The 25,140-nt window shown below is 68.6% G+C and carries 23 protein-coding genes and 3 pseudogenes; 12 read left to right on the top strand and 14 right to left on the bottom strand.

The genetic code is table 11. The features are described 5' to 3' along the window. Nucleotides 1-7: 7 nt before the first annotated feature. Nucleotides 8-793 (bottom strand): electron transfer flavoprotein subunit beta/FixA family protein, encoded by a 786-nt coding sequence (locus tag OG953_RS08280; protein ID WP_405683278.1) that lies wholly within the window; start codon nucleotides 791-793, stop codon nucleotides 8-10. Between the two features lie 145 nt (nucleotides 794-938). On the opposite strand from OG953_RS08280, the gene OG953_RS08275 reads away from it, so the two are divergent. The 5 genes from OG953_RS08275 (at nucleotide 939) to OG953_RS08255 (ending at nucleotide 4,341) form a co-directional block, all read left to right on the top strand. After that, a complete protein-coding gene (locus OG953_RS08275) occupies nucleotides 939-1,610 on the top strand; it encodes a TetR family transcriptional regulator (protein WP_405691722.1) in 672 nt (223 codons plus the stop codon). Between the two features lie 145 nt (nucleotides 1,611-1,755). Next, complete coding sequence (locus OG953_RS08270; RefSeq protein WP_405683277.1) at nucleotides 1,756-2,115, top strand: Zn-ribbon domain-containing OB-fold protein; 360 nt, start codon at nucleotides 1,756-1,758, stop codon at nucleotides 2,113-2,115. Then, nucleotides 2,099-2,398, top strand: coding sequence for a hypothetical protein (locus tag OG953_RS08265; protein WP_405683276.1), 300 nt, complete (start codon nucleotides 2,099-2,101; stop codon nucleotides 2,396-2,398). Before OG953_RS08270 ends, OG953_RS08265 begins: the two co-directional genes overlap by 17 nt. A 340-nt stretch (nucleotides 2,399-2,738) precedes the next feature. Beyond that, nucleotides 2,739-3,035, top strand: a complete 297-nt coding sequence (locus OG953_RS08260) for a hypothetical protein (protein WP_405683275.1) — start codon at nucleotides 2,739-2,741, stop codon at nucleotides 3,033-3,035. 10 nt (nucleotides 3,036-3,045) lie between these two features. Continuing rightward, nucleotides 3,046-4,341: a hypothetical protein gene (locus OG953_RS08255; RefSeq protein WP_405683274.1), complete on the top strand. Its 1,296-nt coding sequence runs from the start codon at nucleotides 3,046-3,048 to the stop codon at nucleotides 4,339-4,341. A gap of 58 nt (nucleotides 4,342-4,399) precedes the next feature. Here OG953_RS08255 and OG953_RS08250 read toward each other — a convergent pair whose 3' ends face one another. Continuing rightward, on the bottom strand, nucleotides 4,400-5,980 hold the full coding sequence (locus OG953_RS08250; RefSeq protein WP_405683010.1) for an IS1182 family transposase: 1,581 nt from the start codon (nucleotides 5,978-5,980) through the stop codon (nucleotides 4,400-4,402). Between the two features lie 279 nt (nucleotides 5,981-6,259). On the opposite strand from OG953_RS08250, the gene OG953_RS08245 reads away from it, so the two are divergent. Further along, nucleotides 6,260-7,087 carry an inositol monophosphatase family protein gene (locus tag OG953_RS08245; RefSeq protein ID WP_405683273.1) on the top strand — a complete coding sequence of 276 codons (828 nt, stop codon included), beginning with the start codon at nucleotides 6,260-6,262 and terminating at the stop codon, nucleotides 7,085-7,087. Here the strand turns inward: OG953_RS08245 and OG953_RS08240 are convergent. Together OG953_RS08240 and OG953_RS08235 are read right to left on the bottom strand one after the other, a co-directional pair. Continuing rightward, nucleotides 7,063-7,488, bottom strand: coding sequence for a VOC family protein (locus OG953_RS08240; protein WP_405683272.1), 426 nt, complete (start codon nucleotides 7,486-7,488; stop codon nucleotides 7,063-7,065). The two genes, OG953_RS08245 and OG953_RS08240, sit on opposite strands and share 25 nt — an antisense overlap. Next, complete coding sequence (locus OG953_RS08235) at nucleotides 7,485-8,288, bottom strand: nucleotidyltransferase domain-containing protein (protein ID WP_405691720.1); 804 nt, start codon at nucleotides 8,286-8,288, stop codon at nucleotides 7,485-7,487. The genes OG953_RS08240 and OG953_RS08235 overlap by 4 nt, the downstream gene beginning before the upstream one ends. A 159-nt stretch (nucleotides 8,289-8,447) precedes the next feature. Here OG953_RS08235 and OG953_RS08230 point away from each other — a divergent pair, with 159 nt between their 5' ends. The 4 genes from OG953_RS08230 to OG953_RS08215 all read left to right on the top strand — a co-directional run bounded on the left by OG953_RS08230 (nucleotide 8,448) and on the right by OG953_RS08215 (nucleotide 12,836). Then, on the top strand, nucleotides 8,448-9,863 hold the full coding sequence (locus OG953_RS08230) for a phytoene desaturase family protein (protein WP_405683271.1): 1,416 nt from the start codon (nucleotides 8,448-8,450) through the stop codon (nucleotides 9,861-9,863). Nucleotides 9,864-10,232: 369 nt separating this feature from the next. Then, nucleotides 10,233-10,769 carry an O-acetyl-ADP-ribose deacetylase gene (locus tag OG953_RS08225; protein ID WP_405683270.1) on the top strand — a complete coding sequence of 179 codons (537 nt, stop codon included), beginning with the start codon at nucleotides 10,233-10,235 and terminating at the stop codon, nucleotides 10,767-10,769. Between the two features lie 49 nt (nucleotides 10,770-10,818). Then, a complete protein-coding gene (locus OG953_RS08220) occupies nucleotides 10,819-12,291 on the top strand; it encodes an AlkA N-terminal domain-containing protein (RefSeq protein ID WP_405683269.1) in 1,473 nt (490 codons plus the stop codon). Nucleotides 12,292-12,311: 20 nt separating this feature from the next. Next, nucleotides 12,312-12,836, top strand: a complete 525-nt coding sequence (locus tag OG953_RS08215; RefSeq protein WP_405683268.1) for a methylated-DNA--[protein]-cysteine S-methyltransferase — start codon at nucleotides 12,312-12,314, stop codon at nucleotides 12,834-12,836. Nucleotides 12,837-12,941: 105 nt separating this feature from the next. On the opposite strand, the gene OG953_RS08210 is transcribed toward OG953_RS08215, so the two are convergent. Next, nucleotides 12,942-13,526: a TMEM165/GDT1 family protein gene (locus tag OG953_RS08210; protein WP_114247589.1), complete on the bottom strand. Its 585-nt coding sequence runs from the start codon at nucleotides 13,524-13,526 to the stop codon at nucleotides 12,942-12,944. Nucleotides 13,527-13,863: 337 nt separating this feature from the next. Between OG953_RS08210 and OG953_RS08205 the strand changes: the two are divergent. Beyond that, nucleotides 13,864-14,001, top strand: a pseudogene (locus OG953_RS08205) ((2Fe-2S) ferredoxin domain-containing protein); the annotation flags it as partial. Between the two features lie 250 nt (nucleotides 14,002-14,251). On the opposite strand, the gene OG953_RS08200 reads toward OG953_RS08205, so the two are convergent. Beyond that, a complete protein-coding gene (locus OG953_RS08200; RefSeq protein WP_405683267.1) occupies nucleotides 14,252-15,001 on the bottom strand; it encodes an SIR2 family NAD-dependent protein deacylase in 750 nt (249 codons plus the stop codon). Between the two features lie 68 nt (nucleotides 15,002-15,069). On the opposite strand from OG953_RS08200, the gene OG953_RS08195 reads away from it, so the two are divergent. Further along, nucleotides 15,070-15,270, top strand: a complete 201-nt coding sequence (locus tag OG953_RS08195; RefSeq protein WP_405683266.1) for a DUF2191 domain-containing protein — start codon at nucleotides 15,070-15,072, stop codon at nucleotides 15,268-15,270. Here OG953_RS08195 and OG953_RS08190 read toward each other — a convergent pair. From OG953_RS08190 to OG953_RS08155, 8 genes and pseudogenes are all read right to left on the bottom strand, one after another. Continuing rightward, on the bottom strand, nucleotides 15,245-16,447 hold the full coding sequence (locus OG953_RS08190; RefSeq protein ID WP_405683265.1) for a hypothetical protein: 1,203 nt from the start codon (nucleotides 16,445-16,447) through the stop codon (nucleotides 15,245-15,247). The two genes, OG953_RS08195 and OG953_RS08190, sit on opposite strands and share 26 nt — an antisense overlap. 192 nt (nucleotides 16,448-16,639) lie before the next feature. After that, nucleotides 16,640-16,999, bottom strand: a pseudogene (locus OG953_RS08185) (NUDIX domain-containing protein); the annotation flags it as partial. Between the two features lie 345 nt (nucleotides 17,000-17,344). After that, the gene (locus tag OG953_RS08180) at nucleotides 17,345-18,319 is read right to left on the bottom strand and encodes a phosphotransferase family protein (protein WP_405691719.1); all 975 of its coding nucleotides are present in this window, start codon (nucleotides 18,317-18,319) and stop codon (nucleotides 17,345-17,347) included. A gap of 282 nt (nucleotides 18,320-18,601) precedes the next feature. Then, nucleotides 18,602-19,018: a hypothetical protein gene (locus OG953_RS08175; protein ID WP_405683264.1), complete on the bottom strand. Its 417-nt coding sequence runs from the start codon at nucleotides 19,016-19,018 to the stop codon at nucleotides 18,602-18,604. After that, the gene (locus OG953_RS08170; RefSeq protein ID WP_405683263.1) at nucleotides 19,018-21,375 is read right to left on the bottom strand and encodes a hypothetical protein; all 2,358 of its coding nucleotides are present in this window, start codon (nucleotides 21,373-21,375) and stop codon (nucleotides 19,018-19,020) included. The genes OG953_RS08175 and OG953_RS08170 overlap by 1 nt, the downstream gene beginning before the upstream one ends. Then, nucleotides 21,372-23,234 carry a hypothetical protein gene (locus OG953_RS08165; protein ID WP_405683262.1) on the bottom strand — a complete coding sequence of 621 codons (1,863 nt, stop codon included), beginning with the start codon at nucleotides 23,232-23,234 and terminating at the stop codon, nucleotides 21,372-21,374. Before OG953_RS08165 ends, OG953_RS08170 begins: the two co-directional genes overlap by 4 nt. A 92-nt stretch (nucleotides 23,235-23,326) precedes the next feature. Next, nucleotides 23,327-24,787, bottom strand: a complete 1,461-nt coding sequence (locus OG953_RS08160; protein ID WP_405683261.1) for a site-specific integrase — start codon at nucleotides 24,785-24,787, stop codon at nucleotides 23,327-23,329. A gap of 102 nt (nucleotides 24,788-24,889) precedes the next feature. Beyond that, nucleotides 24,890-25,030, bottom strand: a pseudogene (locus OG953_RS08155) (NUDIX hydrolase); the annotation flags it as partial. Between the last annotated feature and the right edge of the window lie 110 nt (nucleotides 25,031-25,140).

Below are 25,140 nucleotides of genomic sequence, written 5' to 3'. Positions count from 1 at the left end.
AGGGGGGTCAGATGAACTTCTGGCCGGCCAGGAACTCGGCCAGCTGCCTGCCGCCCTCGCCCTCGTCCTTCACGATCGTGCCCGCCGTACGGGCCGGACGCTGCGCCGCGGAATCCACCACGGTCCAGGCACCCGCCAGACCGACCTCGTCCGCCCCGATCTCCAGGTCCTCCAGGTCCAGCGACTGAACCGGCTTCTTCTTCGCCGCCATGATCCCCTTGAACGACGGGTAACGCGCCTCACCCGACTGGTCCGTCACCGACACCACCGCCGGCAACGACGCCTCCAACTGCTCCGAGGCCGTGTCGCCGTCCCGGCGGCCCGTCACCGTGCCGCCCTCGACCGACACCTCGGACAGCAGCGTGACCTGCGGAACACCCAGACGCTCCGCCAGCACCGCGGGCAGCACACCCATCGCGCCGTCCGTCGACGCCATGCCACAGATCACCAGGTCGTAACCCGTCTTCTCGATCGCCTTCGCCAGCACCAGCGACGTGCCCATCACATCACTGCCGTGCAGATCGTCGTCCTCGACGTGAACAGCCTTGTCCGCACCCATCGACAACGCCTTGCGCAACGCGTCCTTGGCATCCTCCGGACCCACCGTCAGCACGGTGATCTCCGCATCGTCCGCATCGTCCGCGATCTGCAGCGCCTGCTCCACCGCGTACTCGTCCAACTCCGACAGCAGACCGTCGACATCCTCACGGTCCAACGTCAGGTCATCGGCGAAGTGCCGGTCGCCGGTGGCGTCGGGCACGTACTTCACACAGACAACGATCCTCAAGCTCACGCCGGCTCTCCTACCTGGGTGTGGTTCGTATCGACGACAATATGGCACTCAGTACCCTCTGTAAAGGAACTCGGTGCCAGAATGGGCCTTCCGGTGCTACGTTCCCCGCATGACTGACGCACGCAGACCAGCGAAGAAGGCCCCCATGCGGGAGGTGCTCGCAGAGGCGGCCTTCCAGCTCTTCCTGGAGCGGGGCTTCGAGCGGACCACGGTGGACGACATCGTGGCGCGGGCCGGGGTCGGGCGCCGGTCGTTCTTCCGGTACTTCCCCTCCAAGGAGGACGCGGTCTTCCCGGATCACGAGCGCTGCCTTGCCGACATGACGGCGTTTCTCGCGGCGGTCGGTGGCGCGGAGCCGGTCGACGCGGTGTGTGACGCGGCCCGGCTGGTGCTGCGCATGTACTCCGCAAACCCCGAATTCTCCATCCAGCGCTACCGGCTCACCCGGGAGGTTCCCGGGCTGCGTACCTACGAACTGTCCGTGGTGCGCCGTTACGAGCAGACGCTGGCCGGCTATCTCCGTGACCGGTACGGCGAGTCGAAGGACGGTGCGCTGCGGGCCGAGGTGATCTCGGCATCCGTGGTCGCCGCGCACAACAACGGGCTGCGGACCTGGCTGCGTTCGGGCGGTGAGGGGGACGCGGAGGCCGCAGTGGATCACGCACTCGGGCTGGTGCGCCAGGTGTGGGGGAGTGCGCCGGCCGGGGGTGCGTCCCCGGCCGCCACCGATGGCGACGTGGTTGTCATGGTTGCGGCCAAGGGGGCCCCGATGTGGCGCGTCGTGCAGCAGATCGAGTCGGTCATCGGCCAGGGCTGACACCGGGGCCGACCTCGGTATGGCACTGAGTGCCTTTACGTTTCGGCACTCAGTGCCCTATGGTTCGGACGCGCCGACGCGCAGGTACGGCGCATCCGAGCCGAGCGCAGGGGGTCGAAACGTGTCCCAGTCATCAAGTGGCACCGTGCAGACGGTGCATGAGGAAGCCGGCCTGTACTACCACCGGTGCCGCTGGTGCGGCACGGCCTCGTTCCGGAGGCTGTTGTGTCCGGTGTGCGCATCAAGCGATCTGAAGCCCGAACACAGCGCCGGTCTGGGCGTCGTGGTGAGGTCCGGCGTCGTGCATCGCTACACGGACGCGGCGCGCAACGAGTCCCTCGTCCGGCTCCCCGAGGGCTTTGTGTTCCGTTGCCGTGTCGTGGGTGCCGCACCGCACCAGGTGTCGGTCGGCGCGCGGGTGCGCCCGGTGGTCGGCGGTGACCGGGATACGGGCGAGGTGGTCTTCGAACTCTGCGACCCGCCCAGGCGTGACGACTGGTTCTGAGCCTGCGCGAGAGCGGCCTGCGTGTCGCCGCCGTGGTCTGCGGCTCGACCGGGTCGGGGACCGGCGCGGCGGAGAGCAGCGCCTGGTCCCGCGAACGCATCGTGCTGCACGGCGAGCTCCCCAGCCCGCTGGACCCCCCGCCCGCCGCTTCCACACCCGCTGCCCGCTCGCCACCGACCGGTGCCGCACCGAGGTCCCGGCCCTGCGTGAACTGCCCGGCGGCCGGCAGGTCTCCTGCCACCTCGTCAAGGACGACGGCACCGCCCCGGACGCGGCCGCCTGACCTCCCGTAGGTGGGCGGGAGCCGCCTATGTCCTTGAGCGGCGCGGCAGGGGCTTCCCTCTCGATGCGGTTCCAGTCCGCGTGCATGGCGTCCTGCGAGACATCACCCGGCACAGCACCAGCGCGCCGCCATCAGCACGGCGGCCGGCGGGGCCAGGTGGACGAGGAAGTCGTTGGACGTCGGCCGATGTCGCCTGCGAGGTCACCGATTGCTCGCGTTTAAGAATCTCTTTTCCAACTCACCCTAAAACAAAGGGGGTTATGCGACATGATGGCGCACGAGGCAGCAGTGACGCTGCCAAGAACCGTTTTCCATCGGGCAGTTCGAGTGCGGAGGGGCCATGGAGCGTTTCGTTGAGGCGGTGCGCAGGCATCGCAGACCCGCCATCCTGATCGCGGCTGGCCTCGTGATTCTGCTGCTGCACGGGGTGATGTACACGACAGTGGAAACGGGCCTCGGCAACATTGACATGTCTGCGGCGCCGGGAGAGTGGGAGCAGTACCAGGTCGACGAGGACGGCTTCACCCGGCTGATGGCCGCGGGCACCGTGTTTCCGCCCATCGGGCAGGCACTGCTGATCGCGGGGCTCCTCGGCTGGATGCTCGAGGCGCAGCGCGACGGGCGAGACCGGGACTGAGGTCGCCCCGATGGAGATGTTCCTCGGTGTCCTTGGCGCTGTCGTCAGCATCCTGGGGCTGGTCCTCGCCTTCTTCAGCCACCAGCGTCACCAGCGGACCCGGATCGGCTACAGAATCGTCGCGGACAGCCCTCTGGTCCAGAACGTCGACGGCATCGAAAACCTGGGTATCCACTACGACGGTCGCGTCCTCAACAAGCCGCGGTTGATGGTCCTGGAGATCATCAACACGGGCAACACGCCCATCAGGCGCGAGGACTACCAAGACGATCTGAAGGCCAAGTTCCCAGGTGTCGTCGAGATCGTTTGGAGTAGCGTCCAGGGGACGCCGTCGTCGGTGACCGCGGACGTGCGGGTGGCCGCGGAGACGGTGGAGATCGGATGCCCGCTACTCAACGCTCAGGACGTGCTGACGCTGCAGGTCCTGGTCAATGGGGACGTGACGAGCGTGGAGGTCGCAGGCCGTGGCGTGGGTTTCAGTGAGGTGGAGAAGCTCGCGGGGCCGAGCACCGGAGTACGCCGCGGGCTGTTGGGCTCGCCCTCTTCCATCGCGCTCGTCACCCTCATGTCGATCGCGCTGATCGCCACAGCCTGGCTGGTGTACAAGCTCTGGCCGGCGACAGGCGAGAAGAACGAGGTCCAGAGGTTCACGGTCGACGTGGGCGACGTGATCGCGAAGGGCAGGCCCGGCAAGGGCGCCGGTGAACTCGTCACGGGGAGCACCGCCGACGAGTACACCTTCTCCGCGCAGAAGGGGACGCGCCTGTACGTGCAGCAGTTGGACTGCGACAACACGTTTGGAACCGCTCTGTTGCTGCGCCATGCCGATGGGGAGAAGGTTCCGGACTTCTCCAGCGAGTCGACAGCCGGCTGCGCTTCGGCCAAGCCGGTGGAGCTGGAGAAGCCCGGGCGCTACACCCTGCGCGTCGCCCTGGGAGCCCTGTCGTCACTGCCGCAGACGTACTCCTTCAAGCTCTGGGACGCGCCCGTGGGCAAGCGGAACATAGGGCTCGACAATGTGATTGAGGGGAGGATCGAGCAGCCGGGCGGCCGGGACGAGTTCACCATCGATGCTGAGGCCGGGGACCGTATCGCCTTCGACCTCGAGGCCGGCAAGGGACTGCAGCCGAAATGGAGTCTGCGGAACCCGGACGACAGGGAGATCGGCAAGGGCATCCACTACCTCTACGCCAACCCGATCGACCTGAATGCCGAGGAGAGCGGCAAGTACAAGCTCATCGTCGAGTCCGAGCAGGACACCACGGGCGACTACTTCCTGCTCCCGCCCGGCAAGAAGAACTCCTAGAAAGCTGCTGAAAATCTTGTGTGGGGGCTGTCCGGCCGCAGGCCGGGCGGCCCTTTCGCTATGCGGTGGACGGGATGAGGTGCCAGGTGTCGCCGGTCCTGGTGAGTCCGAGGTGGATCAGTCGGCGGAGGTTGAGGGCTGCTGCGCGGTGGTGGAGCCAGGTGTCGTTCTTCAGAACGCCTCGGTAGGGCACTCTGCGGTTGCCACGGGCGACGAGCCAGGCAATGGCCCGTTCGACCGGTGGCCGCCAGCGGCGGTACTCGGCCTGCCAGCCGGGGCTGTTGGCGGCGTGATCGCGGGCGGCCTTGAGCAGGTCGTACTTGACGTGGACGGTGAAGACCCGGCCGGTCTTGGACTTCGTGCAGTGTTCCCGCAGTGGACAGCCGGTGCACAGTTTCTTGAACTGGGCCTGGCGTTCCCCGCCCTGGCGCCTCTGACCGAGGGGGACGGTGTGTCCGGCCGGACAGGTGACCTGGCCGTTCGTGGTGTCGACGTCGAAATCGTCGGCGGTGAAACCGCCGGGGACGGCCGGCCGCAGCGGTGGTGGCTTGAGAACCAGGTCGTGTCCCTGTTCTTGCAGGTGTTCGCGTAACTCGCCGGTGCCGTAAGCGGTGTCGCCCAGGACGGTGACCGGTGCTTCCTCATCGGCGAGGAGATCCCGGGCGACGGCCGCCTCGTGGTTATGGGCCCCGCTGCCGGCGGTCAGGGCGACCTCGGTGAACAGGCCTTCCTCGGGCTCGAAGGCCACGTGGGCACGGAAGCCCTCCTGGTGGCGGGAGCGGTTCTTGTGGATATGCCGGGCCTCGGGATCGACCGTGGACACGGTGCGGTCATAGACGGTGCGCCGGGCGATGCGCCACCGGCCGTCCCGCCCGTCGGAGCCGTCGGCGGGTTCCACGTCCTGCCCGGCAACCAGGGCGAGCAGGCCGACCGCGTGCGCCGCTGCCTCTCCCAGCTCCTGGTCGGGCAGCCGGCCGAGCAGGTTCAGTGCGTCGGTGACCAGGGCGTCGATCAAAGCGGCGCGGGCATGCTCGTCGTTCCAGGCGATCTTCGGTTTACCCGGGTCGGTGTAGTCGTGGGCGGTGCACCACTGGTCGGCGACCTGCTGGGCGCCGGGGACCACACGGATCACCCGGCGGATCGCGGCGACCAGCTGGGTAACGGTGTCCTGGGTGGCGACCGCGTCGTCCAGCACGGTGGAGTCCAGCGCCCTGCGCTGCCTGCCCTTGAGCACACCGGTGGCCGCGACGACCTCTCTGACCTTGGCGAACAACCGGTTCGGGTCACCGGAACGCTGCAGCCGACGGCGGAAATACGTCAACAGCGACGGATCGAAGGCAGTGTCGTACAACCCGAGTCCGCACGCGGCCTTCCACCGCAGGTCGCAGCGCAGTTCCTGCACCGTCTCGAAATCCGAGAGCCCGTGCAGGCTCTGCAGCACAACCGTGGCGGCCAGGACCTGCGGCGGCAGCGAGGGACGCCCGTTCGTCGAGGGATACATGTCCGCGAACATGGCACCGGGGAAGAGGGCCTCGCGATGCTCGGCCAGAAACGCGAACACGCTCCCGACCGGGATCAACTCCCGGCACGTCTCCCACACGTCCTCGCCGACGCTCTCCCCAGCCCATTCCCCCTGCATGGACACAAGACTGACCCCACTCCACCCGGAGCGAGGCCAGAACCCAACATTTTCAGCAATCTTCTAGGCGCTGGTGCCCCGCCGGTGCAGCTGGTCGCCCGGTTCATGGACGCAGTAGCCGTCGACCTGGTGAACTCGCCTGGCCCCGTGCCGCTTCAAAACGGCTGCACCGGCTGTGAGCTGGGGCTTCAGCGGGGGTACGCCGTCGGACGCTGACCGGCCACCTCCCCGTCATGACCAGGTCGTCGGCTCCGCGGTGGACCGTGCTTAGCTGGGGTCATGATCGATGAATTCCTTGCCGGAGACCTGACCGAGGTCGAGGCGGCGGTCCGCGCAGCGGCCGCCGCCGAGATCATGCCGCGCTATCGGCAGCTCGCCGCGCACGAGATTGTCGAGAAGAGCGGCCCGCACGACCTGGTCACCACCGCCGACCGTCTCGCCGAGGAACACCTCACCGCATCCCTGACCAGGCTCCTGCCAGGCTCGGTCGTCGTCGGCGAGGAGGCGGTCCACGCCAATCCGAAGGTGTACGACGCCCTGGGCGGCGACGCACCGGTGTGGGTCGTCGACCCGGTCGACGGCACCCGCCAGTTCGTCCGCGGCGAACCGGGCTTCTGCACCCTGGTCGCCCTCGCCCACCGCGGCGAACTCCTGGCCTCCTGGACGTATGCCGCGGCTCTGGACGAGATGGCGATCGCCGTCCGCGGCCGCGGTGCCACGCTCGACGGCAAGCCGATTCACTCCGGCTCGCCCGCGCCCGGGGCTGTTCTGCAGGTGGCCATGTCGCACCCCGACTACACCTCCGACGCCCAGAAGCGCGCCCTGCTCGGCCTGCGCACCGAAGGCATCCACGCCCGCCCGTGCGGCTCGGCGGGCCTCGAATACCTGGCCGTCGCCCGCGGCGACCAGGACGCGGTCGCCTTCAACTGGGAGTACGCCTGGGACCACGCGGCAGGCCTGCTCCTGGTCACCGAGGCGGGCGGCGCCCAGGCCACGCTCTCCGGCGCCCCGTTCCGCATCACCGGCGGCAACGCCCTGCCGTTCACGGCGGCCCGTGACGAGGCGACCGTCGAGCGCGTCCTTCAGGCGCTGCGCGGCGAAGTCTGACCGACCGCCGCCTCGCCGTTGCCGTGCTGGACCAGGCAGAACGGATGCCCGGCCGGGTCCGCGTAGATCCGCCACGGGCGTCCCGTCCCGGCCCCGTCGTCGAGGACGACCGCACCGGCCGCCACTGCCTGTGTCTGCGCCGCGTCCAGATCCGGGACGCCGAAGTCCAGATGGAACTGCTGCGGGTGCACCGGGTCCCCCCACCGCGGCGGCCGGTGGTCCGCCACCCGCTGGAACGCGAGGACCGGCCCGGCTGCCGTGTGGAGCGTCGCCCAGCCGTCGCCGAGCGTCCATCGCCGGTCCGGCCGGTCGACCTCCCCGCCGAGCAGGCAGTGGTAGAACCCGGCGAGGTGTGCGGGATCGGCGCAGTCGAGTACCACGCACTGGAATTCTGCGATCACAAGCAGCTCCCGGTTTCTCCGGCGCCCGTCGCAAGCACCGATCGGACGTCCCGCACCAACCCCGCAGCCCTCTCCACCGCCGCCGCGTCCAGCCCCCGCAGCGCCTCGCCGACCCGTTCGGCGAAGTCCGCGGGGGTGTCCGGCAGAGCGGCCGCAGCGGCCAGCGCACCCTTCTCGTTCAGACACCAGGTGCGGTGGTGGGCGTGGAGCGACTGGGTGAGGATGCCGAACGCCCGCGACAGGCACAGGGCGACATGGAGCGGGTCCCCGGCAGAGGCCGACTTGCGGGCGGCCGCAACCGAGAACTCCGCCTCCCACGCGGCTTCGACGAGCGCGGTGCGCAGTGGCTCCGGATAGGTGCAGGTCTCCCGCTGAAGCACTGTCAATTCGCCCCGGGGATCGGCAAGTACGTGCCCGAGCGCGACCTCGCCGGGATAGGCGGGGGACCAGAAGCCGAGCGGGTGCCCCGGCTGCACGCCCACCTCGAAGCGGCCTTCGAGGCAGTCGGACCAGACCGCCTCCACCCGGTCCAGATCACGCAGGATCCAGTCCACCGGGGCGCCGTCCACCCGCAGCCAGGCCCCGCCGTCGACCCAGGGCCCCCAGCCGCCGGGACCCGCGACCTCTGCCGGGGAGCCCTGTACCTCGGACGCCAACGCGGTCAGTGCGGCCAGGTCAGGAGTGCCGCGGTAGTACACGCCCAGATCCCAGTCGGAGTCCGGGCGATGCGTGCCGCGGGCCCGGCTGCCACCCAGGGCAACGGCCCGGATGCCGGGCAGCGCGGCGAGCCGGGAGGCCATGTCCGCGATACGGGCGGGCGTGACAGAGCAGGGATGCGGCACAGGCGCGGCCTGAGAATTCGGAGTGTTCATCGAGCGGCGACCCTACCCGCGGCCGAGCTGTCGGCGCCTCGGAATATCCTGGGTGTCCTGGCCGTCGGCTGACGAAGGAGTCCGAAGGTGCCGTCGATGCTTGATGCTGTCGTCGTGGGGGCGGGGCCCAACGGACTGACCGCCGCGGCCGAACTGGCCCGCCGTGGCTTCGCCGTGGAGGTCTTCGAGGCGGCCGAGACCGTCGGAGGCGGTGCCCGTACCGAAGAGCTCACCCTCCCCGGCTTCCGCCACGACCCCTGTTCCGCCGTTCATCCGCTGGGTATCGGCTCGCCCGCGTTCAACGCTATGCCGCTGTCCCGGCACGGCCTGGAGTGGCTCCAGCCCGAGCTGGCGCTCGCCCACCCGTTCCCGGACGGGTCGGCCGCCGTGCTCACCGCGTCGGTGGGGGAGAGCGCCATGTCGCTCGGTGCCCAGGACGCGGGGGCGTACCGCAGGCTCGTCGCCCCCTTCCTCGGACACTGGGACACCCTCGCCGCGGACTTTCTGCGCACCCCGTGGGACGGGCTGCCCCGTGACCCGTACCGCTGGGTGCGATTCGGTCTCGACGCGCTCCAGCCCGCGACGCTGCTCTCCCGCCGCTTCCGCGGCGCGAAGGCGCGCGGTCTGTTCGCCGGGCTCGGCGCCCATGCCATAGCGCCCGTCAGCGGCCTGGGCACCGGCGGGGTCGCCCTGCTCTTCGCCCTCGCCGCGCACGAGAAGGGCTGGCCCGTGCCGCGCGGCGGATCGCAGGCCATCTCCGACGCCCTTGCCTCGTACATACGCGAACAGGGCGGCACGATCCGTACCGGCACGGAGGTCAAGCGCCTGGACGAGCTCCCGCCCGCCCGCGCCTACATCTTCGACACCTCGCCGACCGCCCTCGCCCGCATCGCGGGGCTGGGCCACGCCTACAGCGGCTATCGGTACGGGGCATCCTGCTTCAAGATCGATTACGCGCTGGCGGGCCCCGTCCCCTGGACCGCGAAGGAGGCCCGCCGCGCCGGAACGGTCCACATCGGCCCCACGGCCGGCGAAATCAACTCCGCGCTGAGCGCCGCGGTGACGGGCCGCGACCCGAGCGTGCCGTTCCTGATCACCGCACAGCCCAGCCTGGTCGATCCGTCCCGCGCGCCCGAGGGCCGGCATGTCTTCTGGGCGTACGGGCATGTCCCGGCGGGCTGGGAGGGCGACGCCACCGAGGTCATCGAGCGGCAGCTGGAGCGGTTCGCCCCGGGCTTCCGCGACCTGGTGCTCGCCCGAGCGGTCGCGGGGCCGCCCCAACTCGCGGCGCGCAACGCCAACTACGTCGGCGGCGACATCGCGTGCGGCGCGTTCTCCGGCCTTCAGACGGTGATACGGCCCAAGCTCGCACGGGTTCCGTATGCGACGGCGCATCCGGCGGTGTTCATGTGCTCCTCGGCCACTCCGCCCGGCCCGGGCGTGCACGGCATGTCCGGTCACCATGCGGCGAAGGCCGTCTGGCGGCGGCTTCGGGCGGCCTGAGCGCCTCAAGGCCGTCCGGAGCGCCGGGACCGTCCGGCCCCCGGCCCGATGTGCCCCCTGACCCACCGGGCAGGGGGCACCAGTCGTCTCCGGCCGTGACCTTCAGGGCCTTCGCCGGCCGGCCGTGGACGTGTGGCAGGACGACGGCGACCAGGATCACGTCGAGCACGGCGAGGGAGGCGGGCGGAGGCATCCAGACCGCGGCGACACCGGCGACGACGCGGGCGGCGCCCGCGACGAGCCGTTCGGCCCGGGCCCGGCGGGTGGTGACGCGGTAGTACCAGGCCTGGCCGGCCAGGTGGACCACAGGTCCGCCGAACAGCAGCGCCAAGGGCCGTGCGGCAGACGGGGGCACGGCATCATGGCCGCATGCGCACACCCGAGGCCGTCACCGTCACCCTGGTACACGGTGACATCACCCAGCAGTCCGCCGATGTCATCGTCAACGCGGCAAACTCCTCCCTGCTCGGCGGCGGCGGAGTCGACGGAGCGATCCACCGGCGCGGCGGTCCGGAGATCCTCGCCGCGTGCCGCGAGCTGCGTGCCTCGCAGTACGGCAAGGGGCTGCGCACCGGCCAGGCCGTTGCCACGACCGCCGGAAGGCTCGATGCCCGATGGGTGGTCCACACCGTAGGGCCGGTCTGGAACGGCGCCGAGGACCGGTCCGCACTCCTCGCCTCCTGCTACCGCGAATCGCTGCGTGTGGCTGCGGAGCTGGGGGCTCGTACCATCGCCTTCCCCGCCATCTCGACCGGGATCTACGGCTGGCCCATGAACGACGGGGCGCGTATCGCCGTCCGTACAGTTCTGGAGGAGGCCGCCCCGCCCGTCGAGGAGGTGCGGTTCGTGCTGTTCGACACGCATGCGTATGCGGAGTTCGAAGAGGTCCTGGCAGCGCAGGGCTGATGTCGGATTCTCGCCAGCCCCCACGTGCCCCGTGGCCGATGCTTGAGTCATGCACACCGACACCGAGCGCTGCGTGCGGGCCGTCCAGTCCAAGGACGCCCGCTTCGACGGCTGGTTCTTCACGGCGGTCCTGACCACCCGGATCTACTGCCGTCCCAGCTGCCCCGTCGTGCCGCCCAAGGTCGAGAACATGACCTTCTACCCCAGCGCCGCCGCCTGCCAGCAGGCCGGATTCCGGGCCTGCAAGCGGTGCCGCCCCGACACCAGCCCCGGCTCCCCGGAGTGGAACGCCCGTGCCGACTCCGTCGCCCGTGCGATGCGACTCATCCGGGACGGTGTCGTCGACCGCGAAGGCGTCCCCGGTCTTGCGGCCCGGCTGGGCTACTCCGCCCGCCAGATCGAGCGACAGTTGCTCGCCGAGCTGGGCGCCGGCCCGCTGGCCCTGGCCCGTGCGCAGCGCGCCCAGACCGCGCGGCTGCTCATCGAGACGACCGGACTCCCCATGGCCGAGGTCGCGTTCGCAGCCGGGTTCTCCTCGATCCGCACCTTCAACGACACCGTCCGTGAGGTCTTCGCGCTGGCCCCGGGCGAGCTGCGCAGCCGTGCGGCCCGGTCCGCGACACCGTCGCCCACTCCGGGCGTGATAGCGCTGCGGCTGCCGTACCGGGCCCCGCTCAACCCCACCAACCTCTTCGGCCACCTGGCCGCGACCGCGGTCCCCGGCGTGGAGGAGTGGCGCGACGGCGCCTACCGCCGCACGCTCACCCTCCGGTACGGACACGGCATCGTCGCCCTCACGCCGCACCCCGACCACATCGCCTGCCGGCTCTCCCTCACCGATCCGCGCGATCTCACCGTCGCGATCAGCCGCTGCCGCTGGCTGCTCGACCTGGACGCCGACCCCGTGGCCGTCGACGACCAGCTGCGCGCCGATCCACTGCTCGCCCCCCTGGTCGACAAGGCACCGGGCCGACGGGTGCCGCGTACCGTCGACGGTGCGGAATTCGCCGTACGGGCGGTGCTCGGCCAGCAGGTCTCGACCGCGGCCGCCCGTACCCACGCGGCCCGCCTGGTCACCGCCCACGGCCTCCCCGTCGACGACCCGGAGGGCGGCCTCACCCATCTCTTCCCGACCCCCGGGGCCCTTGCCGCGCTCGACCCCGAACAGCTCGCCCTGCCGCGCAGCCGCCGCACCACCCTCACCACACTCGTCGGCGCACTCGCCGACGGCACACTGCAACTCGGCACCGACACCGACTGGGAGAAGGCGCGGGCCGAACTGACCGCCCTGCCCGGCTTCGGCCCCTGGACCGTCGAGGTGATCACGATGCGGGCGCTCGGAGATCCGGATGCGTTCCTCCCCACCGACCTCGGCATCCGGCGCGCGGCCGACCAACTGGGCCTCCCGTCGACATCCGCAGCGCTCACCGCCCGCGCGGCTGCCTGGCGGCCCTGGCGGGCGTACGCGGTCCAGTATCTTTGGACCGTGGACGATCACCCCATCAACCACCTGCCCGCATGAGCAAGTTGGGAAGTTCACCCATGACCGCGACGCATACGCGTGACGTGACCCGGCAGCACACGGTCGTCGACAGCCCGTACGGTCCGCTCACTCTCGTCGCCACCGACGGAGTCCTGGCAGGCCTCTATATGACGGACCAGCGGCACCGCCCGCCCGAGGAGACCTTCGGCGACCCCGACCCACACCCCTTCGCGGAGACGATCCGTCAGCTCGACGCCTACTTCGCCGGTGAACTGCGCGAGTTCGACCTGCCGCTGCATCTGGACGGCACCCCGTTCCAGCGCAGCGTCTGGGCACAGCTCCAGCTGATTCCGTACGGCGAGACCCGCTCGTACGGCGAACTGGCCGAGCTCCTCGGCAAACCGGGCGCCTCACGCGCGGTGGGTCTCGCCAACGGCAAGAATCCGGTGGGCATCATCGTCCCCTGCCACCGTGTCATCGGCGCCTCCGGCAGTCTCACCGGCTACGGCGGCGGGCTCGACCGCAAGCAGCGGCTGCTGGCCTTCGAGAACGGTACGCAGGACGACACCCCGGCGCTCTTCTGACGCCGCCCGGGCGAAGAACGCGAGGACGGGCTTGGAAGACCTGGTCCGAGCCCGTCCGGAAGCCACGCACGAAAAAGCCGAAGCAACGCCGTAGCGGCGGAGGCGTCAGCCGGTGAAGATCTCCACGAGGGTCCAGATCGCCAGCCCCAGCATGCAGAGCCCGCCGATCCGCTGAACCGTCTTGAGGGGCACCCGCTTCGCGATGAACCGCCCCGCGAGCAGCGCCAGCGCCGAGACGGACATCAGGGCGGCCGCGGACCCGATCGCCGTGGACCAGGTGCCGTTGCTCGCGGCCAGATTGGCCGTGGTGATCTGGGTGAGGTCGCCCCACTCGCTGATGAAGACCGCCATGAACGCGGTCGAGTAGACCGGCCAGAAGCCGGTCACCGTCTTGGTGCCGCCCTCCTCCTCGTCATCGCCGCCGCCGTTGCGCAGCAGCATGAACGCGCCGAACGCGAAGAGGGACGCCGAGACGAGCTTGACGATCCAGTCGGGCAGCAGCCCGATCAGACTGCCTGCCCCGACCGCGATGGCGACGTGCACGATGAACGCGGACGACGTACCGAACCAGACATACAGCGGTCGCATACGGGTGCCCATGGCAAGCGACGCGAACATCGTCTTGTCGGGGAGTTCCGCGAGGAAGATCAGCCCGAAGGCGGTGAGGATCGCCAGGGGGTCGAGGTGCATTCCGGGTGGCTTTCTGTAAGAGCCGGGCCCCGGGCCTTCGCGAAGCGCCACTCGGGCTTTTCGGAGGACCACTCGGCCCGGCATGACGTCAGCGCCCACGGGGCGCGGGCGCGTCATACCTGACCGAAGGTCTCGCCCGCCCGTAAGGTTCTACGGGCCCGGCCACCGGGAACCCGGGGGCTCCAGTGTGTCGACGACCGGTTTGCGGGGCTACTCCCCTTCGCAGCCATCCACTCTACCTCACCGGCCGGCGGGGGAGTGCAGGTGTTCGACTCGGCGGCAGGGATCGATAGAGCCCCATGGTGACCATCCGCGCCGGCATCGGAGGCGTCCCCGTATGAGCCGCCGCACCCGCAAGGCCGACCCCGCCCAGGGCACGCCCCGCCCCGCCGTCAGCGTCTGCCGCGGCTGCTGCTGCGGGACACCGAAGATCCCGGACGTCGACCACGCCGGTCAGCTCGCCGGCCGACACTCCCCGGTTCGCTCGGCGCCGCTGCGGCAGGGTTGAGCGTCAGACCGACCGGCACATGGGGGGCGGCGTCGCGGGGCTGGGCACGCACATCTGCGGCGTTGTCGTCAGTCGACAACTCCCCCATAGCCCTGAAGGCATGGGGGGACCCCCTTCGCGTTGCCTCCCTCCTCCGCCTTGCAACTGCACGCACCCAGCCCCGCTCCTTCTCCCACCCCCCATGTGCCGGTCGGTCCTATTCGGCCGGAGCGACCACTCAGCCCCTGGAGCCCGTACCCGTTTCCGGGTTCGCGGCCAGTCGCTTCAGCAGTGCGGGAAGCGCCGTGCCGATGGGCTCGCGGATGGTCTCGTCGGCCAGTTCGTCGTACGGTGTGGGCTCCGCGTTCACCACGATCAGCCGCGCCCCGTTGTCCACCGCGATCCCGGCCAGCGAGGCGGCGGGCTGCACCTGCAGCGTCGTACCGACCGCGATGAAGACCTCGCAGGCCTTGGCGATCGACATCGCCTCGCCCAGCACCACCGGATCGAGCTGCTCGCCGAACATGATCGTCGCCGATTTCAGGATGCCGCCGCAGACGCTGCACGGCGGGTCGGCCTCGCCCGCCTCCACCCGGGCCAGCGCCTCGGCCATCGGGGAGCGGGCATGGCAGCGGGTGCAGACCGTCTCGCGCGCCGTCCCGTGCAGTTCGAGTACCTTGCGGGCGGGCAGACCGGCGAGCTGATGCAGACTGTCGACGTTCTGAGTGATCACCCGCACCGGGGCGCCGGACCGCTCCAGCTCCGCCACCGCGCGGTGGGCCGCGTTCGGCTCAGCGCCCCAGGTCGCGCTGGTACGGCGCATCTGCCAGGAGCGGCGGCGGATCTCCGGATCGGCCATGTAGCAGTCGTACGTGACAAGCTTCTCGGCCTCCGGGTCCTTGCGCCAAAGCCCATGGGGACCGCGGTAGTCGGGGATGCCGGAGTCCGTGGAGATACCGGCGCCGCTGAGGATCGCGACGAGAGTCATGGCACGAGCGTACGCAGCGCCGGCCGTCTCCCGCGAGGTCATTTCACCCGGTGCCATGGTCCCGGCCCATGGCCGAGGTCACCGTAGGTCTCGATGCGGAACTCGTGGTGGAAGTGATGGTGCTCGCGGGCGTCGGCAGCCCGCAGGACGCCGTCGAACTCGTCGTGCGCGACTACATCGCGCGCGGCCACCGCACCGAAGCGCGGACCGCCGCGCGCGAGGAGTCGCTGCGCGAGGTGGACGTCAAGCCGCAGGACCGACAGGGCTGAATGGTGACGGGATCCGGCCCGTCCAGGTGTTCAGCACGGCGCGGGCTGTCTGCTTGGTGACGCCGCCGTCCTGGACCTTGCCGCTCCGAGCGACATAGAACCGCCCGTCGTCGAGCGAGATCAGCCCGTACTGCCCGTACTGCCCCGGCACCGGCCACCCGTACGTGCCGGTCGCCGCATCGTGCGCCCCATCGCGCAGCAGGGGAAGCAGCAGACCGCGCTCCGGCCTCTGCTGACCGAGGACGGGGCCGCGTACCGGCTTCCTCGCACCGTCCAGCGCGAAGACCGAGTAGTTGGGGAAGCCCGGCTTGGTGCCCTTGTAGACGGCCATCAGCCAGTTGCCGCTGTAGCCGTCGTACTCCAGGTTCTGCACGCCGTACGTGGTGTTTCCGGTGTACGCGAAGAACTTTCCGTCGACGTGTGCAGGGCCGCTGGTGTGCGGGGCGGACTCGGTCAGCGGGCGCTCGTACTTCTTCCACCGTGTGACGTCGTACTGGAGCAGCACCTGGTGGTCGTTGTCCGTGCGGCCCGTGTTGGCGTACACGCCGTACGCGACCGTCAGCTTCTGCTCACCGCGCTTGCCGCGTCGGTCGCCGAACGCCGGGCCGAACGCGACGCCGTCGATGCCGCTGCAGCCGTAGCGGTGATCGGGCGTATTGGCCGTGTCGCCGTCGAAGACGCCATCGCCGTTCATATCGGCGGTGAAGTCCTTCACCACCTCCCTGAGATAGACGGTCGACACGACACCCGTGGACTGGGCGTCCATGTCCATCCGGGTGATGCGGTCGACGTCGAGGATCGCGATGTAGAAGGACTTCGCCTCCTTGTACTCCAGCGAGCCGTAGACCCTGCCGTCCTTCTCGTTGAAGTCCAGATCGCCGAGATGGCCGGTGAATCCGGTGACCGAGCCGACCGGGTTGCCCTTGAGGTCGGTCTTGACCAGCAGGTTGGTCATGGAGAAGTACATGAAGCCCTTGCGGCGGTCGATGGCCATGCCCTGGACATGCCCCGACTGCCACGCGCCGCCGTCGACCGACAGCGGCACCTTGCGGTGTGCGGCCGGGGCCGACGCCGGCTTTGCGGTCGCGGCCGACGCCGTGGCGACAACTGCCGTACAGGCGAACGCTGCGACGATCGTGGCCAGCAGCCCGCCGAGGTGTCCCGTGTGCGTACGCATGATCCCTCCGCTGTAGTGGAGTTCGGATGATGCCGGTCGAGCGTGCACTGCGGACAAATGACACATGAACTCGGGTGTCCGGCAGCCGTCGACCGGACTATCAGCTGACGCCCTGTCAAGACAACGGGACACAACGGGAATACAGGCTATACGTGACGGGTGGTGGGCGCGGGGCGCGATCGGGTGCGTACGTCAGCCGGTCACCGGGCGGCCGTCCTCCAGCTCCACTGCACCGCTGCTGGAATCGAGCACATCCAGTGCCGCCCTCAGGCGTAGCGCGAGACCGCCGTGCAGATAGCGGTCGAGGTCGTCGCGCTCGACCAGTTCCCAGGACAGGAGTTCCTCCTCCTGCAGCCGGATCGCCTTCAGCTCCGCCTCGTCCAGCACTCCGCCGTCGTACAGATACGCGGCGATCGGTGGTCGCTTCGGGCCGCGTGCCCAGTCGATCGCGAGCAGCCGTCCCGGCTCCAGATCGAGACCGATCTCCTCGGCCGTCTCGCGTCGCGCGGCCTGCCGAGGGCTCTCGCCCTCGTCCGACTCGACCGTTCCGCCGTTATGAACAGTTCGCATGTCTCAGTACCCCGGATGTCTCATCGCGGTGCCCCAGGGAACGAAGTCGCAGCTACTACGGAAGAGCCTGGGTGTCTCAGCGCCGCAGAGTGTCAAAGTCCACGTCGGCCCGCAGGACGTGGCGGTTCACTCAGCCGATTGCGGCCCCGTATGGATGGAGAGCGGGGTCGGACCCGTAGCGCTACCGCCCATCGCTGAAGCAGGGATCGGCGGGTAGCGGGCGGCGAACAGACGAGACGTAACCCGGGGGAGGGAGAGTCCGGCACAGACGGCGTCGAGGCCCTGGGGCGGAGGGGCTGACGTCCGAGGATTGAGACACCCGGGAATTCAGGCGTGGACCAGTTCCAGCGCCTGCTTCAGGTTGTACTCGGCAATGCCCGCCATGAAGGCCCGGTCGGGAAAGTCCCCGTCGAGCAGCCGCAGCGGCCCCGCCGTCAGCGAGAGTCGCTGTGCCAGCATGTAGAGCGCGAGCCGGTCCTCGTCCAACCCGGCCACCCCCAGTGGCCGATAGGCATCGTGCAGGCGGATCTGTAGAAACACGTGCTCCCACTCGACATCGAAGTACATCAATCCCTCGATGTCGATTACCACGGGCTTCCCGTCCGCGTCCACCAGCACGTGGTCGGGCCCCAGTTCACCGTGCACGACCGCGTACTCCGCGCGCGGCCGCACCGCCGCCGCCAGGCCCAGCAGCCGCTCCTCCAGCCGGTCGCGGGCGCCCGCGACCCGCGGATCGCGCGAGGCCGCCTCGGCGAGGTCTCGCAGCGCACGATCGAGAACCACCCCCTCGCACGACGTACCGCGCGACGTTCCTCCTCCGTCGACCACGGCCACCTTGCCGTACGCCGGTGCCCGGTGGCCCCGCATCGCCTCCAGCGACTCCGCGAGCCGGGCCATGACCGCAGCAGCCGCGCTCCGGTCGCGCGCGAGCAACTCCTCCAGGCTCTCGCCCGGGAGGTCCTCGACGATCGCAAGGTCGGCCGGGCAGTGGGCGCCATCCCGGTCGACGAGACGGATCGCCGGGACGCGGACGCCGAGCGCGTCCAGCCGCGCGTGTGCAGCCTCGAACAGATCGAGTTCGAGGCCGGGCGAGAACGGCTCGGTGAGGTCGTCGTCGCCCTCTGACGCCGGCCAGTAGTTCTCGGCGCCGTCCCACAGGTAGGCGATCGCCGTCGTCGCATCGTCCATCACCAGGCGGTACACGCCCTTCTTACTGCCGCCCGCGATCCGCTCGACCGCCTCCAGCCGCCGCCCGTCGCCCAGTGCGGCCCGCGCCGCACTCGCCAACTGCTCCCGCGTCACTGACCTGGGTGCCACGTTCCGAACCGCCTCTCTGCCACAACAATCCGCGCACCCTACGGGAGCATCGACGTGCAGGCGATTGGTTTATTCCGGATCCGAGCACGCGCTGGCTCTGGTCCCCTGGAGCCCCACTGCCGACCGAGATCACTGTTGGTGACCGCCGAACTGAGCTCCGCGGAGAACCGGCGAAAGTGAGTACGAGCGCCCACCAGTAAATCTCAACTCCGTCCCCGTCCTGGGAGCGACTGGTCGGTGCTCCTGGGATTGTCAGGCGCGATCGGGTCAGCGGTGAGAATCGATGTCGCCGCTGAGGGCGGTCAGGCGACCCTGTTGCCGAGTGTTCTGCTTCTTCTTCAGCTCGATGTTCTCGTGGTACAGGTTGGCGGTTACCGTGGCCAGGGCGTCGAGCTTGCTCTGCAGCTCCGTGACCTTCTGGCTGGCTTTTCTGAGTTTTCCCTTCAGATCAGCGATGGTCTCGTCGCGCTGAACCTCGCCGGGCGTACGGAGGACTGGTTGCGGGATGCGGGCGTTCCACTCGGCGAGGATGTCCTCGGCTCGGTGGACGCTGGCGTGGCTGACCTGGGCTTCGCGGGCCAGATTCTCCTTGGTGAGCGCGCCGTCGCTGTGCAGGGGCTCTCCGGCCAGCAGCCTGGCCATGGCTTCCCGGAGCTTTGCGGCGGTGGCTGCGGACACCGGCATCAGATGTTGTCCTTCAGCTTGTCGATCTGCGCGGTGGCAGAGCGGACTTCGGCGAGCCGGGTCTGGGCTTGCTCGCGCAGCGGCTTGGAGAGCCTCTTCTTCAAGAACTCCACCAAGTCGGCCTCCTCCATGCGCCAGATCCGCTCGTGCGACAAGGTGAGGACGGAATTGCGGCAACGGGACGGTTGGCAGGCACCCAGCAGTGGTGCCTGGCCGCGCTGAGCAGGCGGGAGTTGGTTCTGGCACTCCGCGGTGGGCGCGTTCCAGAGGCAGTGGTTGACCGTGCCCAGGTGGAGGTTCGCGAACTCGTCCCGCAGGAGCGTGACTTCCAGCCGCTCGTCGGCGACCTGGGCACGCAGTGTGGGGCCCTGTGTGAGGAGGGTATTGACCTTGTCCAGCCCGGCGTGGAAGCGGGCGGCACCGGGTCCGACCGCGATGGTGGCCCCGCTTCGGCGGGCCTTGAGGAGTCCGACCAGCTTCTCGGCCGCTGCGGTCTGCAGATCGGTGTCGAACTCCTTCGCCCATTTGGCATCGGTCTTGCCGTAGGCACCGGTAAGGCGATTGGCCAGCGCCCGGCGCGCGGCGTGCTTGAGCTGAGTACCCAGAGCAATGTCGCCGTCCGGCTGCTGGCTGGCGATGATTGACATGGTCCTGCGGAACATGTGCGGACGTACCCGCCCAGGAGGGATTTCCTCCAGACCAGTGAGGTGCCGGCTGCTATTCACCGTCTCGATAAAGAAGTCGATGTTGTCGGCTGCTGAGATCCCGGCGCGTGCTCGTCCGGCATGCCCGTTCTCGCTGGGAGGCGTCATCGAGGCGAAGATGTGCGTGTCGTGCCAGGTCAACCGTTCGGCCACTGCCAAGGCTTGCGCGACCGGCTCGATGATCCACCAGTTGGCGCGCGGTCGTGAAAGATCTCCCTTGGACTTGTGGGAGCCGATCGCCGGTGCTCCGTAGTGCTGCGTGAGCGCACCGCGCTGGATTTCCTGGATTTCGCTGTCCCGCATCGCACTCAACGCCGCCACGAAGATGTAGCAGGATGCCCGAAGTATCCGCAGATCCCTGTCCAGTTGCTTGTCCGAGTACACGGTCCGGCGCTCGCCGACTGCGGCTTGCAGCACCAGATCGCGTCGACGGCGCCCCTGTTTGCTGCCGCTGCCGAAGACATCCACCCGCTCCGAGGTGTCATAGAGCAGAGATTCCAGTGCTGACCACACCGGCTCTCCGGGAGCGAGCCGACTCGTTTCGGCGTGAACGGGAATGAGATTAGCCGGGTTGGCGAGCCACTTCTGGAGCGTGGCATCCATGGATTGTGATGAGCGGCGGCGTGTCGCGTAGTCGGCGTAGTCCGATTCGAGCTGCTTGGCGGCGGTGGGGCGGACAGGCCGGATCCGGCCCGTCCTTTCGATCATCCGCATGACCTTCTGCCGACGCTCCGTGCCTTGCCGGTTGTTCTTGGTGGCGAAGACTGTCGAGCTGGCTCCAGCCGTCACTGCTCGGCTCAAGGAGCTCCAGATGGGTGAGCCCTTCGGGTTGACCCTGTTCTCGCGGTCGCTGACGGGTACCAGGTTGGCCGGGTTGGTCAGCCACAACTCCAGCTTTTCGTTGATGACTTCGGCACTGAGGGTGGCCTGGGTCAACCGGGGTGCTGACGCCCGCTCTGCTTCGCGGTCGCGTTGATCCAGGATGCTCGCGGAATACCGATCGATATAGGACCAGGCAGCCCGTAGAAGCGGCCACCAGACTTCCGGTGCGATCGAGGGTGTGGCCAGCTCGTCACCAGTGGCGACCTTGGCCACGTCGCTGTCTGTCCGACCTGGCCAGGGGTCTTCCAGTGTGGCGGTGCCTGTGAGGACAGCGGAGAAGCGGACCAGATGGCGTACGGCTCCCACCGCACTGCGCACGGATTCCGGTTGCGTGCTTGACGCGCAGTGGTCGATGTAGGCCTGCCAGTCCTCGACCGACCAGAAGTGCAAGCTGTCCGGCATCCCTTCGCGACGAGCCCAGGCCCCGAGTTGCGACACGCCGAAGCAGACCTTGATGACCGTGGCGGTGGCCCACTTCTTTCTGGGCAGGAAGATTCCCGCGTTCCGCAGAGCCTGGTGATTGGGGTTGAGCATGCTGAATGCCACTTCCCGCACGCGCAAGTTCCAGACCGGATCGTTCGGGAACACACACTTCCACATTGCCGGGATCTTGTTCGCCGGCCGGCGGAGGCAATCGCAGGGCCACTCATCGATGCGTCCGAAGGACGGCCCCCGAACGCCGGGGAGCTGTCCTGGCATACTGGCGTAGACGGCTTCATCGTCAGCGAAGGCCCGGGAGACCGGCCTGTCCATCGCGGCGGGAATGGTCATCGGTCGTACTCCGTTCGCATGCCCAACGACAGATTCAGTCGGATGTCGTGCTCCTGGATGGCCCGGCGCGCGGTGGGAATGTGCTCGGCGCATTCCTCGAACACTTCGGCCAGAGCCTTGGCCTGGCGCCCCCACACCGCATCCCAGACCGGCGGTGGCTGTGTCAGGCGCATCCGCTCGATGTGATCGGACAGCAATAACTGCTGCGGCAGTTGGGAGACGAACACGACGGCGTTGGTGCAGACCATGCACATGGCCGGGGCGACATGACAGAGCTTGCCGGGAGTGCTGTGCGGCGAGTCATGAGGGTTCTTGCAGTTGGTGACGCCCATGTCGAGCTCTCCGGCACTCAGGGCGGCCCCCTGTTCAGGACTCACCCCCAGCGCGTGCGCGACTTCGGGCTCACCGAGGCGGGACTGTACGTCCGGTGCGACCAGAACCGGCTTGTCGGCGAGCCGGTCGAACACGAGCTGCTGGGCGCGGTTCATCGCCGCTCCGGCCAGCACCCGCGCTGTAGTGCCGTGAGCGTAGTGGCCCTGGAACACCTGGATGCTGTGATCATCCCCTGCCATGTCGGACAAGGTGCCCCCCAGGGCAACGACGCGCGTGGTCTTCGCGGTCTTGCGTAGTCGGGGCGCCGCGTGTGGTTCGGAGATGGCCAAGGCGGGCTGGCCGTCCGCGTCGAGATGGGAGGCGATCCAGTGCGTGAAGCGGCGACCGGGGTCGACGAAGCGGGCGAACCGAGCGTCCATGATGCTGCGGTTCTTCGCATACTCGACAGCGGTGAACAGCCACGGCACGCCACCGAATACCTCGCGCGTCAGCGCGGTGGCCGTAACAAGGCGTCGCAGCAGGCCAGGGACATCCCAGTCGCCTCGGCCCTCGTAAGCAAGCTCCCCAGGCACCTCGCCCTTCTCCAAGAGTAGGTCGACCACGTGGTAGTCGGCGCGGACGCGGTCTGCGCGATCTTTGGTCTGGACAATACGTACGCCTTGATTGCTGAACTCGAGGTCTGGAACCCGTAGCGCATGTAGTTCCTCGGTCGTGCAGTCGAGCATGGCCAGCAGCAATAGGACTCGAAACGGGTGCAGGTCCAGCTCCTGCGGATAGAGCAAGGCGTGCACTCCCCGTAATAGGCCGTAGAAGCCGCCGAGCGCACCGTTGTCGGCCGGCCGTACATCCCGTAGTTCCTGAGGCCAGCGCTTGGCGTGCGCAGGGAGGTGCACACGGAGTTCATCCATGGTCAGCAGACGGTGACGGGCGGCCCAGACCAGATTAGGCAGTTCTGCCCAGCCGAACTCTCGCGGATCTTGACCTGCCCCCAGGAGTTCCCTTCCTTGGGCAAGACGCTTCTCGAGGGCTCGCAGGTCGTCCTGGGCGGCGCCTTTGAGTGCGAGACGTTCGGAGTTGGAGAACTCGTCCAGCGGTTCCCCGGTGGCCTTACGCAGAGTGGGTGGCGCCGCAGCACGCCTGCGCAATTTGTCAGGCACGCGGGCATCGCGCTCGGCCCGGTGGTGTATCAACGCGAGCAACGAGCGTGACAACGCCCACGGCTGCGACGAATTCTCGGGAAACTGGGCGAGGAGGTCGTTCTCCCACGCGTAGATGGCCTCGGTGAGATCGATGTGGTCGGTGTCGAGACGGGCATCAGCCGGGTCCAGGCCCTGAGCCGTGAGGTACGGGCCGATGAACTTCGCGAACGAGTGAACCGCTCCGAGATGCCTGTCGCTGTTCTTCAAGGCTGCTTTGTGGTGATACTCGATCCACACGTCTGCCAGTTGAGCCACCAGCGCCCGACATGGGTACTCTCCCGGATTGATCCGGCTCGTCGTGGTGTGTCCCCGCTGCACCGCAGTCAATTCCCGCACTCCGACGTGGTTGGCTGTGCGTGGAGCTGGCAGCCGCGGCGGTAGCGTCGCGGACTGGGATTTGCGTTCTCCTCGGCGCGGCATCAGGCGACCCACCCTGCGGCCTGGCGAGCGGCTAAGTCCGCGTACGTGCGGTCCTGATCGTTCCAGTCCTTCACCGCACGGGAGACGAGCAGGTTCGTCTTTCGCTTGTAGGTCAGATACCGCATGGTCGATTCGGGACGGCGATGCCCGAGGAGTCGCATGACGGTCAGGAACGGGTTACGGGAGACGTGATCTGCCGCATAGGCGTGCGGGCGGCCGGTGAGGCGCTGCTGTTCCTCGTCCTGGCCGCGGACCAACTCGGTCAGTTGCTCCAGCATGTAAACGGCGAAGGTATGGCGAAGATCATGGATGCGGACCTGCCCCGGCATCTCCAGCGGCAGGTTGTGTTCGGCCGCGACCCGCACCGCTCTCGCGTGTGCGTCGGCGAAGATCTGCTCCCAGCGTTGGCTGCTGATCATCCGTCCGTTGCGCCCGACGAACAGAGCCATCGACTCCAGCCCGTGCTCGCCCTCGACGACTGTGATCCGCCGCAGTGGCGCCTTCATCGCTTTGATCCTGTACGTGCGTCGCCGGCCGTCCTGGATGCCGCTGACCTTCATCGCGCGCGTGTCGATGTCATCGACCACGAACAACTCATCTCGCTGCCGGTGCAGGTTCTTCGCGGCCTTGCGAAGGAAACCGGCCCGCTCGGTCCGTCGGTACCAGTCTAGTTCGCGCAGCGTGGCGTCCTGGATCTCGGTGGTTCTGGGAAGGCCGAACTTCGCGATCGCCTGCAGTTCGACTTCCTTGGCCGAACTGTCCCGGCGAGGGGAGCCGACTTCGATGTCGAGCAACGCGCTGAACTCTCGCAGCCGCAGGCCTGTCGTGATGGAGAGATTCCCGCCGCAGCTGTCCCGCAGAGCATGACCGGAACGGAAGGCGGGATCAGCCGTGCCGTCGGGCAGCAGCCCACGCAGGCCGACTCGGTCGAGGAACCACCACTGCTCGAACGTCAGATGGCGCACGTCGAGCTCGCTGGTCGCTCCCCAGTTGAGGATGTCGCGGCCGTTCTTCTTGCGGTAGTACGGGCGTCGGTCGAGGAGCCGGGCTTCATCGACGGCCCAGTCGTAGAACCTGTTGATCGTGGCCCTGCGGCGCTTCCAGGTAGCCGGCGCCATCGGCTCGTCACGGTACTCGATGCAGTAATCGCGGTAGGCGATCAGATCGTCCTCGGTGGCAGACAGCAGGTCGGCCGGGGGATCCAGGCGTGCGAGGAAGTCGTCCAGGTCGAGGAAGTCGTAGGTGTAGTCCCGCAGCGACTTGGCCTCAAGGGTCTTGGCGAGCTCGTAGAAGAACGAGCAGTGCGGCTCCAGCGGTCGCATGTCCGCGCCGAGGAAGAAGGGAGTGCCGTCCTTGAGAGCCCTGCTCCGGCTCGTGTACATGGCCCCGTCCAGAGCCACTCCGGGCACTGCCTGGTAGTGACGACGGGCGGTGACGCGTGACGTGAAGAAGTAGTCCATGGCTCTCCCTGAGACAACGAGGTGACCATGTGGCTAACGACTCTCCAGCGAAAAGGTAGCTGCCGGGGCGATGCTCTGAGACATCTAGGGATGCTTTGCCTAACCGCCGGGCAGCGCCCAGCCGTCCCGGTAGTTCGGCTCGACGAGCAGCACTCGCCCGTGGATGTCCCGGAACACGGTGGCCGCGGCAGCGAGAACCCGGGGGAGCCCCGCGATGTAGGTGGCGTAATCAGTGGTGGTCACGCGGGCAGCGTAGTAGGGGCGGAGCCGGTGCGACGACGGCTCTGGGCAGCAGGTATCCGCTGCGGATAGGGTCGGGGGCGGCGCGACTGCCTGTTCGAAAGCAAGGGATT

Source organism: Streptomyces sp. NBC_00057 (genome assembly GCF_045041165.1).
In the GTDB taxonomy this organism is placed as follows: Bacteria; Actinomycetota; Actinomycetes; order Streptomycetales; family Streptomycetaceae; genus Streptomyces.
The sequence above is the reverse complement of the archived record's forward strand: the minus strand, read 5'-3'. Positions and strand labels throughout refer to the sequence as shown.